The 18,653-nt window shown below is 65.2% G+C and carries 24 protein-coding genes and 1 pseudogene; 11 read left to right on the top strand and 14 right to left on the bottom strand.

Annotated elements, in window-relative coordinates:
- Positions 1–21 precede the first annotated feature (21 nt).
- Positions 22–333: pseudogene (locus EA473_RS11150) on the top strand (hypothetical protein); the annotation flags it as partial.
- 27 nt (positions 334–360) lie between these two features.
- Here EA473_RS11150 and EA473_RS11145 read toward each other — a convergent pair.
- A complete protein-coding gene (locus EA473_RS11145) occupies positions 361–870 on the bottom strand; it encodes an HPP family protein (RefSeq protein WP_124195743.1) in 510 nt (169 codons plus the stop codon).
- A gap of 114 nt (positions 871–984) precedes the next feature.
- On the bottom strand, positions 985–1,407 hold the full coding sequence (locus tag EA473_RS11140) for a universal stress protein (protein WP_124195742.1): 423 nt from the start codon (positions 1,405–1,407) through the stop codon (positions 985–987).
- Between the two features lie 337 nt (positions 1,408–1,744).
- On the opposite strand from EA473_RS11140, the gene EA473_RS11135 reads away from it, so the two are divergent.
- From EA473_RS11135 to EA473_RS23160, 4 genes are all read left to right on the top strand, one after another.
- Positions 1,745–2,320, top strand: coding sequence for a DUF7342 family protein (locus EA473_RS11135; protein ID WP_124195741.1), 576 nt, complete (start codon positions 1,745–1,747; stop codon positions 2,318–2,320).
- On the top strand, positions 2,313–2,750 hold the full coding sequence (locus tag EA473_RS11130) for a hypothetical protein (protein WP_124195740.1): 438 nt from the start codon (positions 2,313–2,315) through the stop codon (positions 2,748–2,750). Before EA473_RS11135 ends, EA473_RS11130 begins: the two co-directional genes overlap by 8 nt.
- 559 nt (positions 2,751–3,309) lie before the next feature.
- Positions 3,310–3,489: a hypothetical protein gene (locus EA473_RS11125; RefSeq protein WP_124195739.1), complete on the top strand. Its 180-nt coding sequence runs from the start codon at positions 3,310–3,312 to the stop codon at positions 3,487–3,489.
- On the top strand, positions 3,443–3,745 hold the full coding sequence (locus tag EA473_RS23160; RefSeq protein ID WP_165875265.1) for a HalOD1 output domain-containing protein: 303 nt from the start codon (positions 3,443–3,445) through the stop codon (positions 3,743–3,745). The genes EA473_RS11125 and EA473_RS23160 overlap by 47 nt, the downstream gene beginning before the upstream one ends.
- 63 nt (positions 3,746–3,808) lie before the next feature.
- Here EA473_RS23160 and EA473_RS11115 read toward each other — a convergent pair whose 3' ends face one another.
- The 5 genes from EA473_RS11115 to EA473_RS11095 all read right to left on the bottom strand — a co-directional run bounded on the left by EA473_RS11115 (position 3,809) and on the right by EA473_RS11095 (position 8,481).
- The gene (locus EA473_RS11115) at positions 3,809–5,002 is read right to left on the bottom strand and encodes a DUF7118 family protein (protein ID WP_124195738.1); all 1,194 of its coding nucleotides are present in this window, start codon (positions 5,000–5,002) and stop codon (positions 3,809–3,811) included.
- Positions 5,003–5,005: 3 nt separating this feature from the next.
- Positions 5,006–5,377, bottom strand: coding sequence for a phosphoribosyl-AMP cyclohydrolase (hisI, locus tag EA473_RS11110; RefSeq protein ID WP_124195737.1), 372 nt, complete (start codon positions 5,375–5,377; stop codon positions 5,006–5,008).
- A gap of 100 nt (positions 5,378–5,477) precedes the next feature.
- Entirely contained in the window at positions 5,478–6,215 is a 738-nt protein-coding gene (locus EA473_RS11105) for a hypothetical protein (protein WP_124195736.1), read from the bottom strand.
- Between the two features lie 222 nt (positions 6,216–6,437).
- On the bottom strand, positions 6,438–7,628 hold the full coding sequence (locus EA473_RS11100; protein WP_124195735.1) for an inorganic phosphate transporter: 1,191 nt from the start codon (positions 7,626–7,628) through the stop codon (positions 6,438–6,440).
- A 130-nt stretch (positions 7,629–7,758) separates the two neighbouring features.
- Positions 7,759–8,481: a DUF5828 family protein gene (locus EA473_RS11095; RefSeq protein WP_124195734.1), complete on the bottom strand. Its 723-nt coding sequence runs from the start codon at positions 8,479–8,481 to the stop codon at positions 7,759–7,761.
- 102 nt (positions 8,482–8,583) lie between these two features.
- Between EA473_RS11095 and upp the strand changes: the two genes are divergently transcribed.
- Positions 8,584–9,261: a uracil phosphoribosyltransferase gene (upp, locus tag EA473_RS11090; protein WP_124195733.1), complete on the top strand. Its 678-nt coding sequence runs from the start codon at positions 8,584–8,586 to the stop codon at positions 9,259–9,261.
- 68 nt (positions 9,262–9,329) lie between these two features.
- Here the strand turns inward: upp and EA473_RS11085 are convergent, their stop codons facing one another.
- Positions 9,330–9,530 carry a YgaP family membrane protein gene (locus EA473_RS11085; protein ID WP_124195732.1) on the bottom strand — a complete coding sequence of 67 codons (201 nt, stop codon included), beginning with the start codon at positions 9,528–9,530 and terminating at the stop codon, positions 9,330–9,332.
- A gap of 72 nt (positions 9,531–9,602) precedes the next feature.
- The gene (locus tag EA473_RS11080) at positions 9,603–11,741 is read right to left on the bottom strand and encodes a S9 family peptidase (protein ID WP_124195731.1); all 2,139 of its coding nucleotides are present in this window, start codon (positions 11,739–11,741) and stop codon (positions 9,603–9,605) included.
- Positions 11,742–11,880: 139 nt separating this feature from the next.
- Between EA473_RS11080 and EA473_RS11075 the strand changes: the two genes are divergently transcribed.
- Positions 11,881–12,252 (top strand): DUF7857 domain-containing protein, encoded by a 372-nt coding sequence (locus EA473_RS11075; RefSeq protein WP_124195730.1) that lies wholly within the window; start codon positions 11,881–11,883, stop codon positions 12,250–12,252.
- Complete coding sequence (locus EA473_RS11070; RefSeq protein WP_124195729.1) at positions 12,249–13,034, top strand: MinD/ParA family ATP-binding protein; 786 nt, start codon at positions 12,249–12,251, stop codon at positions 13,032–13,034. The genes EA473_RS11075 and EA473_RS11070 overlap by 4 nt, the downstream gene beginning before the upstream one ends.
- A gap of 28 nt (positions 13,035–13,062) precedes the next feature.
- Here the strand turns inward: EA473_RS11070 and EA473_RS11065 are convergent, their stop codons facing one another.
- Entirely contained in the window at positions 13,063–14,346 is a 1,284-nt protein-coding gene (locus tag EA473_RS11065) for a DUF7125 family protein (protein ID WP_124195728.1), read from the bottom strand.
- A 311-nt stretch (positions 14,347–14,657) separates the two neighbouring features.
- Between EA473_RS11065 and EA473_RS11060 the strand changes: the two genes are divergently transcribed.
- Positions 14,658–14,924 carry a DUF7553 family protein gene (locus EA473_RS11060; protein WP_124195727.1) on the top strand — a complete coding sequence of 89 codons (267 nt, stop codon included), beginning with the start codon at positions 14,658–14,660 and terminating at the stop codon, positions 14,922–14,924.
- A 66-nt stretch (positions 14,925–14,990) separates the two neighbouring features.
- Here EA473_RS11060 and EA473_RS11055 read toward each other — a convergent pair whose 3' ends face one another.
- Complete coding sequence (locus EA473_RS11055; protein ID WP_124195726.1) at positions 14,991–15,347, bottom strand: hypothetical protein; 357 nt, start codon at positions 15,345–15,347, stop codon at positions 14,991–14,993.
- Positions 15,348–15,706: 359 nt separating this feature from the next.
- Between EA473_RS11055 and EA473_RS11050 the strand changes: the two genes are divergently transcribed.
- Complete coding sequence (locus tag EA473_RS11050) at positions 15,707–16,276, top strand: DUF6789 family protein (protein WP_124195725.1); 570 nt, start codon at positions 15,707–15,709, stop codon at positions 16,274–16,276.
- A 135-nt stretch (positions 16,277–16,411) separates the two neighbouring features.
- Positions 16,412–17,173 carry an ABC transporter permease gene (locus EA473_RS11045; RefSeq protein ID WP_124195724.1) on the top strand — a complete coding sequence of 254 codons (762 nt, stop codon included), beginning with the start codon at positions 16,412–16,414 and terminating at the stop codon, positions 17,171–17,173.
- Between the two features lie 16 nt (positions 17,174–17,189).
- Here the strand turns inward: EA473_RS11045 and EA473_RS11040 are convergent, their stop codons facing one another.
- From EA473_RS11040 to EA473_RS11030, 3 genes are read right to left on the bottom strand one after another with little or no spacing between them, the layout of a single operon-like run.
- Positions 17,190–17,693, bottom strand: a complete 504-nt coding sequence (locus tag EA473_RS11040) for a YciE/YciF ferroxidase family protein (protein WP_124195723.1) — start codon at positions 17,691–17,693, stop codon at positions 17,190–17,192.
- A 19-nt stretch (positions 17,694–17,712) separates the two neighbouring features.
- Positions 17,713–18,297 (bottom strand): YciE/YciF ferroxidase family protein, encoded by a 585-nt coding sequence (locus EA473_RS11035; RefSeq protein WP_124195722.1) that lies wholly within the window; start codon positions 18,295–18,297, stop codon positions 17,713–17,715.
- A gap of 15 nt (positions 18,298–18,312) precedes the next feature.
- Positions 18,313–18,630 carry a DUF5789 family protein gene (locus EA473_RS11030; protein WP_124195721.1) on the bottom strand — a complete coding sequence of 106 codons (318 nt, stop codon included), beginning with the start codon at positions 18,628–18,630 and terminating at the stop codon, positions 18,313–18,315.
- Positions 18,631–18,653 lie beyond the last annotated feature (23 nt).

Below are 18,653 nucleotides of genomic sequence, written 5' to 3'. Positions count from 1 at the left end.
CCGTGCGCGGGGCAGTTGACGACCGTCCACATGCAACAGGAACTCGCCGACCTCTCGAAGATCCTGCTGTACGTCGGCTTTCCGACGCTTCTGGGCGGCGCGTTCGTCATCGTCGCGTACGGAAACCTGCTCGTCCTCGAGTTCCACCCGTACGTCTACGTCGTCGTCGTGTGCGTGACGATCACGGCCCTGTTCAGCCCGTTCGCCGTGTTGCTCGCGTACGTCCTCCGGATCGCCACGATCGCTCGACGGACGGCCGCGGACTTCGGCCCGTTCGTCCTCCAGCAACAGGTTCCGACGGAAGAGACCGACACCAGCGACGCGGGGGAGTGACGGGGGAGCGTTGCCCGTCGAGCGAGATCAGGATCTGAGCCGATGCTCGTATCGCGACCCGATCCGTTCCGTCGCCAGCAGGAGTCGGTGGGAGACGACGAGAACCGCGACCGCGATAACGATCAACGCCCCCTCGAGCGGCGCGGAGAGCAATCCGAGCGAGACGATCAGCGTCGTCGCACACGCCGGCGGGTGGCGGGTGTCGGTCGCGAGCATCCCGCCGGCGGTCAGCGTCGTGGCGAGGACGCCGCTTGCGGCGAGTCTGAGCCCCTCGAGCGAGGCCGGGCCCGTCGCCGCCGTCATCGACACGCCACCGGCGAGCACGTGATAGGCGAGCAGTCCGGCGACGACGCCGATGGCGTGGCCGCCGATCACCCGCCGGGGCGCGGTCGCGTCGCTGTCCTGGAACAGCGCGAGGACGAACGCCGAGGGGCCGAGGCTCGGAAAGAGAAGCGGGAGTCCGGACAGCCACGCGAGGACGGCGGTCGTCGAGATCAGGATGCCGGTGTGAATCGTCGTCCCCGTCCGGTCGTCCATGCCCGTTCGTTCGCCAGTCGCGTGGAAAACCGTGCTGATCTATCAGTGTCGGACCGGTCGTGAACGGATGTACTCGTCTTCTGTCGAGGGAGGATCACGGTGGTCGAAGGAGGATCACGGTGGTCGAGGAACGATCGTCACCGGTACCGTCGACCGGCGCGCTACCGCTTCCGCAACGCTTCCGAGCAACACCCTCGAGACGCCCGAGCGCCCCTCGCTTCCCATGACGATGCCGTCGACGTCCGCGGCGGTGGCGTGCTCGAGGATCGCCGGTGCCGGCGTCCCCTCGACGATAGCCATCTCGACGGATCGGGCGCGCTCGTCGGCGACCGCCCGCACGTCGGCGAAGAAGTCGGGTTCGGCGTCGTCGGCCGCGGTCGGGTCGTCCGTCGTCGAACCGCCGCCGTAGCCCGCCTCGAGGTCGTCGACGGCGTGAACCACCGTCACCTCGGCACCGGGAAACGTCGAGAGGGCGTGCTCGAGGGCCGCGAAAGCGGCATCGGAGTCGTCCATCGGCACGAGCAGGTGTCGGGTCACGGTCGGGAATTGGCGGGCAATCGTAGAAAACGCTCCGGCGTCCGGCGCTGTTCGGACGACGCGGGGGACTGGGATGACTGCGCCACGCCCTGTGCCTAGACCCCACTGTGACCGACGATCACGACCGCATACAGCAGTCAGTTTTCTCTTTCGGGCAGCGATTCACGCCGTCGGAAACAGCGTGGCGTCGAAGACGCCACGAACAGACGGCTCGAAGCGCCGTCGACGCCGGAATTCTCTCGCTTAGAGAGGATAGATACAGTCGAAGCTGAAATAATCCTGCATACCTTAGATATATATCGCTGCACCGGGTAGGCTGCAGCACGGAGACCTCCGCATGGATCTCACAGATGTCCCCGACGATGCATACGACGGCGGCGAGTCACCGCCCGATCTCGACGGACTAGAATCACCTGAGTCGCTCCTCACGGGCGGGCCGATCCGAGAGCGACTGCTGGACGTTGTCGTCGGGCTTCGCACGTCGACGAAGGTTTCGACGATCGCCGAGCGCGCCGATTGTGACACCGAGACAGCACGGGATTACTTGGAGTGGTTCGACGAGATGGGGATGGTCCACCGCCACGACGGCCGCCCGATCCGCTACGAGCGCAACGATTCGTACTTCCAGTGGCGGCGCATCGACCATATCCGCGCCGAGTACTCCGAACAAGACATCGTCGACGCACTCGCAGAGGCCATCGAACGGGTCGAAGAGTACAGGACACAGTTCGATGCAAAGCATCCGGACGAGGTCTCACTCGTCGACGCAACGCAGCGTCTGGACATGTCCACAGAAGCGGCATGGGAAGCACTCTCCGAGTGGGAGACACTCGAGCGGCGGGCGGCGCTCCTCGACGCTGCCCGCCGCGATGATCCGGTTTCTGGCAGCAATCCACGACGCATCGATGCCTGACGACACAGCTGCGCCACCGAGTCGAGGCCCGATCGATACGGAAATTCTCGACCGAGTCGCCGCCCACCTTGCCCGGAGCGAACGGTTTGCCGACATCCAGACACGACCGTCGTACGCACCAAATGCGGTCGTCGCTGACTACGATCTCGGATACTTTCCAGGCGGCGTCACTCGTGCGTACCTTCGGATTCGCTGGTTCGAGACCGATGACTTCAGCATCCACTACTCCGAACAGTACCGAACAGACGACTCGTGGGAGTGTCGATGGGACCGCCACCCGAACGATCATAACATCCGCGAGCATTTCCACCCGCCCCCAGTTGCGCCGACACCTGGAGAGGACGCTGATTATCCCGACGAATGGCGAGACGTACTCGCCACCGTGCTCGACCGTCTCGATGACCGAATCTACGCGTTCTGGGACGAGTAACATCCTGGCGAGACTGATACGGTTTACTGTACGTCGTGGCCGGCCCAACCGCGACCCGAACGGCGGGTGCGCCGGTACAAAGATACAGTAATCCGTATGAAGCGTTCGTACAGTGTGTCCTCAGACCGTGCTCGCCAGGAAACAGGAACGTCAACTACCTGTCGCTCACCACCTCCTCGAGGCGGGGAACGAAGGCGAATGCCTGAGCGGGACTGCGCTCAGACGTGATCAACTGCCCGCCACCAACGATCAGTATCCTAACATTCTTTACGCTTGATTGAGAAGACAATAAACGCGCACGAAAGTGCGCAGAGCCGGAGCGTACAGCTCCAACCACACACTCCGGCTCACACGACCCCCGCATAGCGGGAGCAATCCACCATAGACACCGGCGAAATAAAGACCTGCCGACGTATCGCCATCAGGTCGTTCCGGTGGCTCGGCGAGCCAGTCTCACCCGTTCGGCCTACCGAACCGGTCTCGCAAACGCTGGTCTCCGACGAACGCCGGTCGCTCGAGTGGGTTGTACTCCGCTGTGTCGGGCTGTACGGAGACACACATGAGTACGCAACTCACCATCCACTGCGACTGTGGTACCGACGTCCGAACGGAGCAAACCGACGGTCGGATCTCCTGTCCCGACTGCGAATCGGTGTTCGAGACGACGATCATCGAATTCGTTCCCGAACGCGATACGCCCAGCCTCCGCTCCGGCATTCGCTCGTGTCGCGGTCCGTGAGGGCGGCGAGCGGACGCCACTCTCGCCGCTTTCCGAGTCCGTGAACACCGAGGCGCTGGCCTCGCTGCTCGAGTCGGACGCAACAGCCACCGCCCGATTCGAGTACGAGGGCGACCGCGTCGTGATCGGCCCCGTGGCGCTCGAGCCACCGCGACCACGGGGAAGAAGGCGAAATCGAGGCGAGTCGAGACGAACCGAACGCCGCTTTCGAGCCTCGAGAGAGTGTTCCGAATGCGTACTACCCCCCCAAGCCTAGTCTGATGAGGGAACTCACGCGGTGTGGTCCGATTTCGCCTATCAGCCGACGCTTGGAAGGGTGCTAGATCGGGTCGTCGACCTCGAGTGCCGCCTCGAGTCGTTCGCGCTCGGTTCGCAACGTCTCGAGTTCGGTCTCGACGCGACCGGACGCGAGGCGCTCGCGTTCCTCGGGAGTGAGCTGGGCGACCGCCTGAGCTGCGGTCTGAAGCCGATCGTAGTCAGCGTCGTACGTGAGTTGTCGAACGGCACGAAGCGCCGCAACGGTTTCCTCGTTTGCGACCCGAGCGACGAACGGCCGGATCTCCCGCGTCCGGCGGCGCAACAGTTCGGCCTCGCCCGGCGGCCACTCGACTGTCAACGGCTCGGCGTCGATTCCGTCGAGAAACGTCCGCTGGGTCGCCACGCGGCGTTTGAGGACGTCGGCGTCTTCGACGTAGTGAGCGAGTTTCGACCGCGAGTAGTCTGCGTACTCGAGCAGTTTCGGGATCGTGTACTCGCCGTCGGAACTCTCGCGGACGTACGTCCGGAGGTCCTCGGGCGGGCGTTCGAATTCGACGAACGGATACCAGTGACTGCGCTCGAGGAGGGCGAACACCTCGCGTACCGACGCCTCGAGTCGGTACTCTTCGAACGCCTCGCGGATCAGGTCGTTGTACCGGTCGATCGGATCACGCAGACGGTCAACCGGGGCCTCGAGGTCTGCCGTCGCCAGTTCGAGCAGCCGCTCGCGCTCGTCGATTTCGTCGTTGATCTCCCGGAGACGTTTGCTCGCGGCCGTTCGGGCCTCCGAAAGCGTTTCGCGCGCTCGTTCGCGCTCGTCGATCAACTCGGCGTACCGGGAGGCCGGCTCGAGAGCGTCGTGTGCCCGCTCGAAGTCGGACTCGCTCAGCCGCCGCTTGTCGATCGCCTCGAGCGCGTCTTCGAAGGCGTTCCGGCCCTGTAGCTCCTCGGGAAGGCCGTCGACCAGCGCCGCGAACTGTCCCTCGAGCTGGACGTACGCCTTGAAGTTCTCGCGTCCGGTTCCGGTCGCCCGGTCGACGTACGAATCGAGCAAGTCCGTCGCGTTCCGGTAGGCCTCGGCCGCGTGTTCGACGGCGTCGGTCGCGTCCTCGGCCGTCTCGCCGCCGTGGTCGTCGATCGCCCGTTCGGCCCGCTCGAATCGGTTCCGGGCCGACTCGAGCTGTTCGAGGGGTTGCGACCCGGTTCCGGCTGCATCGGTGGCGCTCGAGCCGGAGGAGTGGGCGCGTTCGCTCATCGACTACTCCTCGTAGACTGCCTCGGGATCGAACACTCGTTCGCCGACGTTCTCGCCCTCGACGGTCCGGTAAAAACAGGAGCGATGACCCGTGTGACACGCGCCGCCTTCCTGGTCGACCACGTAGAGGAGGGTATCGGCGTCACAGTCGACTCGAATGTCACGGACCGCCTGGACGTGGCCGCTCGTCTTCCCTTTCTCCCACAGTTCGTCGCGACTGCGCGAGTAGTAGTGCGCTCGCCCCGTCTCGCGGGTCCGTTCGAGCGCCTCGGGAGAGACGTAGGCGAGCATCAACACCTCGCCCGTCTCTGCGTCCTGTGCGACGGCGGGCACCAGCCCGTTCTCACCGAAATCGATGGCAATTCCGTCGTCCATGTCAGGGAGGATGGTCGTCGGGGCGATAGGTCTTTTGCCGATTCGGTCTCGTCCCCGAGACGACGGAACAAAAGCCCACGAGCGAAGCGACGGACGACGGTCAACTCTCCGAGGCGACGGCTCGTTCGATTTCGGCTGCGACCGAGGGTGGGACGACGATCCGGCGCGGTCCGGGGACGTACCGTCCGTCCGGCTGAGCGTATCTGAGTTTGAGAACGACGACGCCGCCGAACTGTCGGCTCGAGACCGCGTCGATCGTCGCCAAGTCCACTGCCTGTTCGGGATCGAAGAGATAGAGCGTGGCGTCGTCGCGGTCGAGTGCGCCCGCCGATCGGAGAAACGACGAGAAGACCAGTGCGACGAGCGCGAGGGGAATCAAGAGCGCAACGGCCCCCGTAAACGGAGTGGCACCGACTGGATCGAGCGCGCCGGTCCGGGTGACGAGTCGACCGCCGAGTAGCAATCCGACGATGACGACGCCCATCACGACCGTCCCGACGGCGGCGTCCATCGCGCGTACGAGGGCAGTTCCCGAGGGCGAGGAGACGGGCAGTCGCCGGGTGAGCGTCTCGAGTGTTCCCTTCGTGTTCCCGGTGGTCGCGAGCGCGAGCACCGTGACGGCGACGGCGGCGGCGAGGGCGAGGAGCACGGGCTGGAGCCAGGGGAGGGCCTGGCCGGACAGATCGTACACCCGCCAGAAGGCGACGATGGAGATCGCCGCGAAGAACGTACCGACCCCCAGCGACCAGCAGAGCCGAACGGCAGTCGACGTAGAGGCGTCGCGTCGCCACTGAATCGTATCGGAGTCGTCCGGATTGACGGCCGCGTTCGCTCCCATACTCGTTCTCGGATTCGGTCGGGTAAAGTCCGTTCGATATCCCGCCGTTCGACGGCCTCGGAGACGAGAAAGCACGGCGGGAAAGCGCCTCGAGCCGAGTGCTCGAGCGAGCCGGATCCGATCGGAGGCGATCGACGGGGACTGGCGACGAACGGGCGAACGCCGGACGGGAGAGGGGCTGGCGACGAACAGGCGAACGCCGGACGGGAGAAGGTCACCCGGTCACAGCAAGAGCGCTGCGAGCACGGTGTATCCGACGAAAGAGATGACGATCGAGCCGGCCAGCGAGAGAATCCACGCGAGTACCGTCACTCCCATCTTGCGTCCGCTGACGCCGCCGCCAGCGCCGGTCGCAGCGTAGCCGCTGCCGATGATCGAACTGACGATGATCTCGTTGAACGAGACGGGGATGCCAAAGAGGACGGCGGTCTGGGCGATGATGAACGACGGGATGAGCGCGGCGATCGACCGACGCGGGCCGAGCGAGGAGTAGTCCTGTGCGATCGCCTTGATCATACGGGGCGCGCCCGTCCACGATCCGAGCAGGAGGCCGAATCCGCCGCCGACGAGCAACGCGAGCAACGGAAGCCCGACGTCTCCCGACAGCGGAATCAGCGGACCGATCGCCAGCCCGACCTGGCTTCCGCCCGCCGAGAAGGCGACCAGCCCGCCAAGTATCAACAGAAAGTGTCGCTCCCCGCGTTCGGTTCCGCCCCTGAGATCGACGGCGATCAGACCCGCCCAGACGAGTGCGATGAGACTCGAGACGGCGACCACGCCGGCGAGATCGGGACCGGGTATCCAGTTGCCCGTCGCCTGTGCGATGGAGGCACCACCCTCGGGCGGACCGAGCACCGCGAACTCGATGTTGGCGACGAGGACGCCGACGACCGCCGCGAGGACGACGATGAGCGTCTCCTCGGAGAGCGGTTCGGCCCGAAGCGTGCGTGCAATTCCGTAGGCGAGTCCGCCGCCGACGAACGGTGTCAGGATCCACAGGGTGGCGATCTCGACGTACTTCGGCCAGGCCGGAGTACCGCCCATCGCGAGACCGACGCCGATGACCGCGCCGGTCACCGTAAACGCCGTCGCTATCGGGTAGCCTGCGAAGACGCCGATCGCGACCAGCACGGCAGCGATGACGAGCGCGATCGTCGCCGCCATCGGCGACAGCGTCACGCCGCCGATCAACTCCGTCCCGACGGCTTCGGAGACGTTCGCGCCCTGTAACACCGCGCCCGCGAACCCGAGGATACCGACGAGAAAGCCCGCTCGCATCACCGAGATCGCGTTGGCCCCGACGGCCGGGGCGAACGGTGTCGATCCGCTCGAGCCGGCACCGATCGCCCAGGCCATAAAGAGGCTGGCGAGTGCGGCGACCAGAAACGTCGCGACCGTCGCGATCTCGACCATCTACGCGGTTGCTACTGGCGGGGTCTACAAGTGTGTGCCGACCTGCGTCGAGCGGGTCGCGCTCCGATGGCGACCGATCGACGGCTCGGAGTCGCCCGCCGCCGGCCGGCGATTGGCCGGCTCGTCGAAGTCAGTTCGTCGTCGATCGCGAGTTGTCGCCGTTTTCCGGCGGCGGTTCGGCCCCTTCGATCGCTTCGGCCGTGTCGGTGTCCTTCTCGACCTCGACGTGCCAGCGGTCGATCTCGTCGTCGTACTCGGCGAGGCGATCGGAGACGTCGTCTTTGAGGACGTCGTCGTTGACGTTGACCTCGAAGACGAAGCGTTCGCCGCTGTCGCCGTTTCGCGTCGACTGCTGGATGTTCGCGCTGATCAGTTCGTTGTCGAAGTAGTACGGAGCGAGCTGGGTCATCACGTTCTGATAGACCGTATCCTCGACCCTGCGCAACGCCTTGCGTCCCGCGGAGTCGGCCGCCCGCGTGACGTAATCGATCGACTCCTTCCAGTTGTCGACTGCCGCATCGGGGTCGTCCTCCTCGAGTTGTTCGTAGGACGCAGAGAGTTTCTCTCCGGCGGTCTTGATATCTTCGTCGGGCTCTTTTCCGGCTTTTTCACCTTTGCCCTCCTCGACGCTCGCCTGATCCGCGGTCTTTTCGCTGACGTCGGCGTCGAGGGTTTCGTGAGCCTTGGGTCGCCACTCGTCCCACTCTTCGAACGCACGAGCGAGGTGTGCTTCGCCGTCTCGGTCCGGATCGTGAACGCCGTTTTCCCGAAGCGCCTGCGTGATGCGTTCGCCGTGTTCGACGACGTCACTCCAGTCGCCCCGGACTTTGAATCCCGAGATGCTCTCTTCCATTCGGCTGGGCGACCCCTACGTGGTGGATCCGTATAAACTTCTTCGCCGCAGGGGACGACGTCGATCGATAACGTGAACTATCCGGCGAAAGCGTGTACGAGTATGCCGATCGAGAACCGGGAGAACGCGTATCTCATCACCCACGCACTGGCAAAAGACACGCTCTCGCGCATTCGAGACGTCGAAACCGAACAGGTCAGCTTCCGCAAGGGCCTCGTCAAACTCGGCCGGATCTGTGGCTACGAGATCATCGACGGCCGAATGGAAACCGAGTACGTCGAGATCGAAACCCCGCTCGAGCCGACGATGGGCGAGCGCGTCCGCGGGCTGGACGACGTCGTCATCATCAACGTTCTGCGCGCGGCGACACCCTTCGTCGAGGGACTGTTGAAAGCGTTCCCGCGCGCGAGACAGGGCGTCATCAGCGCGAGCCGCGACGAGGAGGCGGGCCGCGGCGAGGACGGTTCGTTCCCGATTACGGTCGACTACGTGAAACTGCCCGAGATCCACGAGGAGGATACGGTGATCGTCGCCGACCCGATGCTCGCGACGGGAAGTACGATGTGTACCGTCCTCGAGCACCTGACGGAGAGTTCGGTCGAGCCGGAGAACCTGATCGTCCTCTCTGCGGTGTCGGCACCGGACGGCTTGCTCCGGGTCGGCGATGCGGCTCCCGAGGCGGACCTGCTGACGGTGGCGATCGACGACCGACTCGACGAGAACGGCTTCATCGTCCCCGGCTTGGGCGACGCCGGCGACCGGGCGTTCAGGACGACGTAACCGACGGCGGTCCGTCGGTTCCGCCGACGCGCGTCGGTGGCAGGTCACCGCGGTGCCCACCGGACAGACTACCCACCGTTGCAGGTGTCGATCCCGAACACCGCGCTGACCGGACACCGCTGGATGACCGCCGTCGAGAAGAGGTCACTTCCCATGAGAAACGCGATGGTTCCGACCGTCTGCTCTCGGTTTCGGTAGCCGAACGTGAGCAACGCCGCGCCGATGAGAAATCGAAGCGGGCGATCGTACCCGCCGACGTTCTTTTCCATACGACACCCGACGTGAGCGAGCCACGTAGTGGTGTCCCAGTCTCTCACAGGCTGAATCCACCGGGCCGGAGTTCACTTCTCGCTCGAGTCGCTCGAGTCGGCGTCGCTCGCCGCCTCCGAACCGCCCGAGAGACCGTCGTCGCGGTCGCGCTCGAGCGCCGGCGGGGCGTCGTGGTGATCGGAGTAGCCGTCGAACCAGCGGACGATGCGCTCGAGTCGGTCGACGACGTGGTCGGGTTCGCCCGACCGGGAGAGTTCGTGGCCCTCCCGCGGATACCTGACCAGTCGCGTGTCGACGCCGTGTTTTTGCAGGCCGAGGTAGAACAGTTCGGCCGTGTTGGCCGGCGTCCGGTAGTCCCGTTTGGAGTGCATCACGAGCGTCGGCGTCTCCACCTCCGGAACGTGTGCGGCGGGCGATTGCTCCCAGAGAAACTCCGGTTCGTCCCACGGCGTCGCATCGAAGTCGCCCTCGAGGAGTTTGAACGCGTCCGTCGAGCCGTAGAAGCCGGTGAGATCGTAGACGCCGCGCTGGGCGACGGCCGCCCGGAAGCGGTCGGTGTGGCCGACGGCCCACGCGGTCATGAACCCGCCGAAACTGCAGCCGGTGACGAAGACCTCCTCGCTGTCGACGTACTCGCGCTCGCAGACGGTGTCGACGCCGGCGAGGACGTCGGACAGCGTCACGTCCCCCCAGTCGCGCTCGATAGCCGTCGCGCGATCCTCGCCGTAGCCGGTCGATCCACGCGGGTTACACCAGAAGACGACGTAGCCGCGGGCGGCGAGAGTCTGGAACTCGTGCCACATCGTTCCCGCGGTCGTCCAGTGGGCGTGTGGCCCACCGTGGATGTCCACGATCAGCGGATACGTTTCGCCGGGTGAGGCGTCGGCGTCGAAGGCGGGCGGCGTCAGGACCCACCCCTGAATTCGTTCGTTCGACCCGTTCCCGGCGTCGGCGTCCCCGCGTTCGAACCACACCTCCTCGGGCTGGCGGACCGCACGGTCGGCGAGATACTCGTGGTTCACTCGAGTCAGCCGGTGGGTTTCGGTGCCGCTTCGGGTCGTCACGAAGACGTCGCCGGGGTGGTCCCACTCGCTCTGGACGACCGCAACGGCGTTGTACCCGATCGAAAAGTCCTCGACGGTGACGCCCTCTCCGTAGATCCTCGTCGGCTCCTCGCTTCCGTCCCCCGGCACGGACCAGAGCACTCGCGATCCCTCGTCGGGGGTCGTAAAGTAGAGCGTCTCACCGCCGGGCGACCACTCGAGCCGACAGCGGTGACCGATCGTCCGGTCGAGCGGTGCCGTCGGCGTCGTCTCCGACCCGTTCTCGCGGTCGTGGACGCGGATCTCCGTCTGGCGCATCGAGGCGCGCTCTTCGGGGGTGTACTCGAAGGCTACGCGGCGGTCAGCCGTCGCCTCGAGTCCCGAGAGCCACCCCGTCGTCTCCGTGAACGCGGTCGTCTCGCCGCGCTCGACGTCGTGTTCGACGATTTCGTAAGTCAGGGAGTCGTCCGGCCGTTCGCCGACTTTGCTCGCGTAGTAGACCGTCCGGTCGTCTCCCCAGGTGGGGTGGACGTAATCGGCGTCGCCCCTGGTGAGGCGGGTGATCGCGTCGCCGACGCTACCGTCGTCGCTGGAACCGATCGAGTCGACGCCGTCCTCGAGCGCGGTCGCGACGTCGAGGACGTAGACGTGACGCCACCGTCCGTCGACGTACTCCGTGTCCGCGCGGTAGATCATCCGGTCGATTACGCGTGGATCGGGCGGCTCGACCTCGTAGTTGGGTTCGACCGCGAACTCTCGATCGGTCTCGCGGTCGGCCGCCGTCACGCGCTGGGAGAAGAGCAACCTGGTGCCGTCCGGACTCCACTCGAGGTCGTCGACGCCGCCGACGACCGACGTGAGTTGCCGAGCCTCGCCACCGGCGGTCGGGAGAAGCCAGATCTGTTCCCGGTCGCCCTCGCCGCGGGTGCTCGCGAACGCGAGTCGGTCGCCGTCGGGGCTCCACCGCGGTTGGCTGTCGACGTCGTCCGCGGCGGTGAACTGGACGGCCTCGTCGCCGCCGACCGGTACGACGTGGATCGTCGCGGTGGTCGTCGAGCCGTCCTCGGGCCGGCGTCGAACGAACGCCACACGTTCGTCGTCCGGCGAGATACGCGGCTCCCCGGGATGTACTATTTCGAGGGCGTCGATCGCCTCGATTCCGTTCATATACAGCTCCAACGACAGGATCACGAAAGTCGTTTTGCTTCCGGCGGCCGGCCCGCTCGCTTCGGTTTCGGCGAACGGATCGTTCGGGGACGACCACACGAGACGCGGATTTATACCGGATGCGGCAGCGAAGGCGGGTATGGTCGAACTCGAGACGGAGACGGATCGCCACGACGGAGTGACGCTCGTCAGCGGCGTCGTCTTCAACAGCCGAACGACGGCACAGACGGTCCGCCTCGAGAGCCGGGTCGACGGGCCAACCTGGCTGCCACGCCGGGGGTGGACGACGGTGCCGGAGTGGAACGGCGACTGCTGGGAGGCCGTCGTGGGGTCGAACCGACGCCGCGGGTTCGGGTTCGCGACACCGGCCGAACCGGTCGCACGACCGGTCGAGATCGTCGCCGTGAACAGATCGACGGCCGACGAGCGCCGAGACCCGGACGCCGTCCTCGCCGAACTCGAGGACCACCAGCCGACGAGAGACGTCGCTCGACCCCCCGGCGATCGATGATCGTGGCGGTCGCCGGCGGCAAAGGCGGCGTCGGCAAGTCGACGGTCGCGGTCAACCTCGCACGAGAACTCGAGGCCGTCGTCGTCGACGCCGATCTCTCAGCGTCCGATCTCCCCCGGTGTGATGGTCCGGGTGGTCCGGGCTTACACGAGGTGCTCGCCGGACGGATCGATCCCGTGGACGCAGTCGACCGAATCGGATCGATTCGGATCCTCTCGTGTGGTCGAACCCTCGCCGGTGCGCGTGCGTCCGATCTGTCCGAGCTCCACCGAACCGTCCGACGCCTCGAGCGCGAGTACGATCGCGTCGTCGTCGACTGCCCTGCAGGGCTTGCACGCGACGTCGGCATCGCCCTTCAGTGCTCGGACGTCGCCGTCCTCGTGGCGACCCCCAACAGGCCGGCGCTCGTCGATGCGTTTCGCACCCGAACGCTCGCGCTCGATCTCGAGACGCCGATAGCCGCCCTCGTCCTCAATCGCTCGAAAGACGGGACGGGAGAGCGACTCGTCGACCAGGTCGAAGAGACGTTCGAAACCCGGGTGACCGTGCTGGCCGAACGCTCGTCGATCGAGGACGCGAGACGGGTCGGACGGCCGGTTCGAGACGTTCGTCCGAACGCGAAAGCACTCGACGCCTTCGAGCGGGTCGCACGAACGGTCGAGCGGTGTACCCGGCGTCGACTCGGCTCATACTGTCGGACAGAAGTCAGTGAGACGTCGATCGCGAATTCGCGGCCGTCGCCGTCAGAGACGGCCGCAGGAGAGCGACCGATCTTTAAATAGTTCTGTCCGTCAGTATGACCAATCGGCATCAGTGGGCGTCGCGCCGTTCGGCGGCGACACGGGTCCACGACCGACCGAGATCGAGGTCGATCGTCTCCGTGAACCGTCGAGCGCGACGCTTCGGAACCGAGAGCGTGTGTTCGACGCCCGTCCCGACGCCCGCCGAGTACGTCCGGAGGTCGACGACGCCGTCGACGAGCTGTTTCGTCACTGGCCGATGGTCGGGCACTGGCCGACCTTTCAGGCAGTGGAGGACGGCGAACCCCTCGATATCCGCGATCCGATCGATCACCGCGTTCAGGAACTCGAGGTACGCGTCCCGGTCGGTTCGCTCGAGTGCGTTCGTCGAATCGACGACGAGGTTCGCCCCCTCGGGAAGCTTCTCGACGAGGGCGGTCGCCCGCTCGAGTCGGTTCTCTCCGCTGACGCGACGGACCGTTGGACTGACACCCTGGTCGCCCGTCGAGTCGAGCGCGCGCTCGACGTTCCGTCGCGAGCGATCGGTGGCGAGATAGAGCGTCCCCCGCGTCCGCGTGACGTCGGCGAGGAGGTGTTCGGACTGACTCGCCGGGTCGGCGGTCAACGCGACGACCGATCCCGGAGGAAACCCGCCGCCGAGTGCCGCATCGAGCGAGCGAATCCCGGTCGACAGTCGGTCGGCGTCCACTCCGGGGCGAGACTCGCCCGAGGACGGATCACCGTAGAGCCTGCCGGCGATCGCGTCGAACGCATCGCGCGTGCCGTCGGCCGACAGCGGCGACTCGCACTCGGGAACCGCCCCGAGGACCGGAACGCCAAGCGCCGACTCGAGGTCGGTCGTAGCGCCGGCACTTCGCATCACGACCGCCCCAGCGACGGGTATCCCGAGCCGGCGGGCCATCTCGATCGTCGTTCGCGATGCGCGTCGGCCGCGTTCGGTGTTCGTCGTCGCGACGACGACCCGGTCGGCGGCCTCGAGCGGATCCGTGACGTCGGGGCCGGCACCGGACGGGCAGTCGAGCAGTATTCGCACGTCTTCGCCGCGGAGTCGGGAGAGTGCCGCAGAGACGTCGATCGAATCCGCGGGTTCGGGTGCCGAGATCACGCCCGCATCGGGCGTCTCGGACAGGGGCTGTACGGCCGAACCGACGTCGTCGACGGCGTCCGAAAGCGTCGGCGTCCGCTCTGCGTCGGTGACGACGTGGAGGTTCGGGAGCTGGCGATCGGTGTCGACGGCGATCGTCGGCTCCCCGGCACGGGCGAACGCCCTCGCGAGGCCCACCGTCAACGTCGTCTTTCCGCATCCGCCTTTCGCACCGGCAATGGCGATCATACCGACACTGGTCACCCCTTCCCTTTTGAACGTACTACCCTCCCAAGCGTCGACTGCTGAGCGAAATCGGGCCACACCGCAGGATTTCACTCGTCAGTGCAGGCTTGGGACGCCAGTACACACCGCCGCGGCCGGAAGTGACGGGAGTTCGGGACGAGTGACAGGCATTCGGGACGAACTGACTCGTGGCCGCTATCGGGACGAACCGACTCGTGGCCGCCATCGGGACGAACCGACTCGTCGCTGGCAGTCGGTGGGACGTGGCTCGTGTCCGCCAAACCGTTATGGGTTGCGTCGTGGTGGGTCCGGACATGACCCAGAAACTCAGGCAGGCTCGCAGCGAACTCGAGGACGCCGTCGAACGTGCCGACGACGACGTACGCGACGACCTCCGCGAGACGGCCGCCGCCTTCGCGGAGTACGCCTCGGACGACACCGACCCCGATCACGCGGTCTTCGACGATCATCTCAACACGCTCCGTCAGGCGCGCGAGCGGGCGACCGGCGACGTCGAGGCGCGGATCGACCGCGCGCTCGAGCGGGCCGAGGAGTACCGCGAGGGGCTCGAGCAGGCCTGATTCTATCATGAACCCGAAGAGGTCGCGGCCCCACCCCACGTCCGGACAACGGCCCTGACGAGACGGTCACCGGTGAGTACGCGTTCGGCGAGTAGCGTACTCGAGAGCGTCCTCGAGCGAACCGGGACCGTCGTATCTGGCGACGAAGAGGTTCATGAACCGACGGGCGATGCGGTTACACCGGCGGAACGTAAGCACCGTTCTGATACGGGTCGTCTCGGAAAAGCCGAGGCCGGGGTAACTCGTCGTCGTGAGCGCGTATCCCGGCCGGTCGTGGCCATCGAGCGACGCCGGAGCGACTTTTATCCGCAGGTCTCCGGATTCGTGTCGATACGTTCGGTATTCCATTTCCCGCCCAGTGACGGACGAATCGTACGTTTGTGACTCCTCGACGCTCCACTCGAGCGGTACGTCGGCGTTCATCGACCGAGTATACCCACCAGAACCGGACGTTCGTATCGTATCGTGCAATATTCCCGCCGACAGCGTCGGGACAGCGACAAGTAGAGGGTTTTTAACCCACAATACGTGCGTAATTTGGATGTTCGGTCGTTCATCATCGGTTTTTTGACGATCGGCGACGTCGCGTTCGGCCGCAATTTCGACCAGCAGTGGCCTCATCTGTGGACCTCCGCCGGCGGTGGCCGGTGATCTCGTCCGTTCGGGTGTCTGATCGCCGGCGGGGAACCCGCGTCGATGCGTCCTGGGTTGGGACGGTTGCCGTCAGTGTCACGCTCGAGAGTTAAGCCCCGGCCCGTCGTAGGTCGTCGTTCGAGAGTACGATGTCTGTATCCGACCGATTACGACGATTGGGACCGGACTCGAAAACCGACGACGGCCCCGGCAGCGTGGACGCGGAATCGCGTCTCGAACACGCCGCTCGAGCGACCATCCGCGGAGTCCAGGCGGGATTCGTTGCGACGGTGATCATGACGGCGTTCCGGCTCCCGATTATGCGTTCGCTGCCGCCGTCGGCGAACTTCTGGGCCCAGTACGTCACCGGCGGTGATCCCGACGATCATCCGACCGCTGGACTCGTGTTACACCTCCTCTACGGCGTTCAGGCGGGAGCCGTCTTCGGAGCGCTCTTCGCACTGTTCGACGCCGATCGGTCGATCGAACCGGAACAGCGAGGGCTGGTCTGGGGATCGGTCTACGGCATGGCGCTGTCCGCGTTCGGCTCACAGATCATGTTGAAGGAACTCCTCGGAACGACCCTCGAGAGCGACGAACTCGCGTTGTTTCACGCGAGCCATCTCGTCTACGGGATCGCCCTCGGTGCCTGGGTCGGGTCCCGAACGGAGGGTGTCGAGGACCCCGAAACGGAGTACGAGTACGACGACGGGAATTGATTTCACAATTCGCGCTCGATATTCCGCGTTTCTTAATAATTTCTCTCACACCCTGCCAATTTTTAGCATTCGTATTACGACCGAGGGATTTCGTGCATAACAACCCGTAAGAGCCCCGAGAGACGCGTTTTGGATATGGATCTGGGGCTCGTAGCCGGCGTCGTCCTCATCGGATTCGTCCACGGCGTGTTGCCGGATCACGGGTGGCCGATCGCGGCGACGTACGCGCTCAACCGCAACCGTCGCCTCCTGTACGGGCTTCTCGCAGCGTTGATTCTCGGTGTCGGCCACCTCGTGAGCAGCGTTGCGCTCGTTCTCGCGTACTTCTGGTTCAGCGCCTTCGCGGCGTTTGCAGAAGGACCGTGGCTTCGATACGTCGCCGGAACCCTCCTCATCCTTCTCGGGATCCACGAGTACCGCTACGGGGGACACGGTCATGTACACGAACACGACGGTCACTCGCACGACCACGAACACGACGGTCACGCAGATGATCACGCCGATCACTCACACGATCACAGCCACGGTGAGAACTCCAACCGTGGCCCCCTCTCACGAATTCGTAGCGCGCTCCCCGGCAACGGTCACCAGCACCTCAGCGAGGAACACGCCGACCGAGGACTGATGGCACTCGGGACCACGGCGCTTTTGCTCGGGTTCGCCCACGAGGAACCGATCCAGATACTGGCGATCTGCGTCGGAACGGAGGCCTGCCTCGAGTTGATGGTGATCTACTCGACGGCCGTGATCGTCGCCATCGTCGCACCGACGCTGTTGCTGATCGCTGGCTACGAACGCCACCGCGAGCGGATCGAACGAGTCACGCCGTACCTGCCGACGATCACCGCGGTCGTCCTCGTCGCCATGGGGATCGGATTCATCGCAGGCGTGATCTGACGGACAGCGACCCGTCTCAGCGGCGTTCGGTGCCGGCGGGGTCGCCCTGGAACAGCCACCCGGAGTCGAGGGCCTCGAGCCTCTCGAGTGCGTCCCGTTCTTCCGCGAGCGTCTCCTCTAGGGGCTCGATCACGTCCGGAGCGTAGGCGAGTCGTCCGGCAATTCTGAGCAGCGATTCGTACGCCCGAATTTCGAGTCGCTCGGCAAGCAGCGCGGTCTCGAGGTCGTCGGGAACGATCGTCCCGTCGGTCCCGTCGGTTCGTAACTGCCAGGATTCGGCCAGCCCGTCGGCGGTTCGAGACCGACTCGCCCGCGGTCGTCTGCCGATCCACGCGAAAATCCCCTCGAGTCGGTCGATCTGTTCTGCGGTCTCGGCGCGATGGTTCGTAAGCGTTTCCCGGAGATTCGCAGTCGACGCGTCGGCCGCGAGTTCCTCGAGCAGTTCGACGTGCGTCCGTTCGACGTAGTAGGCGTGTCGTAACTGGTATTCGAACAGATCTTCGAGCGTTTCGACGTTCATAGTACTCTGATCGATGTAATCACCGCAGTCGGTCGGATCCCGTTCGTCTCCCGTCCTGTTGGATGCTCGCGGTCAGCAGGGACAGAACCGCATCACCGTCGGCCAGCGATTCGATATCCGTCCGTCGCTCTCGTGCGTCGGCGTAACTCTCCTCGAGAACGTCGACTACCGTCTCGCCCTCTTCGAGTTCGTCGGCGATATCGACCGTTCGTCCGTAGATCGTACACTCGAGCGCTTCGAGTTTCAGTATCGTCTCGATGTAGTAAAGCGGACGAAGCCCGTCGTTCAACACGACGTTGTTGAACGTCTCTTTGTCCGCGAACAGTCCCTCGAGTTCCGGAACGCGGCGGGTCGTCGGCGTCTCCTCGAGGGCGTCGAACGCTCGTTCGATCCGCTCGACGTGTCGATCCGTCTCGGTTCGATGGCGGTCGATGACGTACTGAAGTTGCTCGCGACACTCGAGGACGCGCAGATCGTCCAGCGTATCGATCGCGACGTCTTCCGAAAGGGTCGCGAGTTCGTCGTGTAACCTGCGCTCGACGGCGTAGAGACGCTCGAGCTGGGCGACGAGCGTCTCGTGTACGCGATCGTTTCCGGTGTTCATAGGGAAACTGGGCGATCAAAACGACTGTTGCATTCGAACGTCTTCGTCGAGGTCGTTCGGACTGTCACCACGGTCGCTGTAGCGCGGTCTACCGATCGCATCCCGCCTGACGCCGTTCAAGATCGCGAGTTCGAGGTCGTCTCGGCTCTCGTAAGTTTCGTGACCCGAGGTCTCGAGGACCGCCCGCAACGTGTCCGAGCGGTGTGCGTACGTGATCTCGACGTCCCCAAACCGCTCGAGAAGCTCCTCGGTGGTCGCCGGGAACACCACGTTCTCGTACAGGCGACGTCCCGTTCCGATTCCGAGCGATCTGAATTCGGTTGCGTCGTTCATCGAATCCTCCTACCCCGATCGGT

This window comes from Natrarchaeobius chitinivorans (assembly GCF_003841505.1).
GTDB classification, from domain to species: domain Archaea; phylum Halobacteriota; class Halobacteria; order Halobacteriales; family Natrialbaceae; genus Natrarchaeobius; species Natrarchaeobius chitinivorans.
The sequence above is the reverse complement of the archived record's forward strand: the minus strand, read 5'-3'. Positions and strand labels throughout refer to the sequence as shown.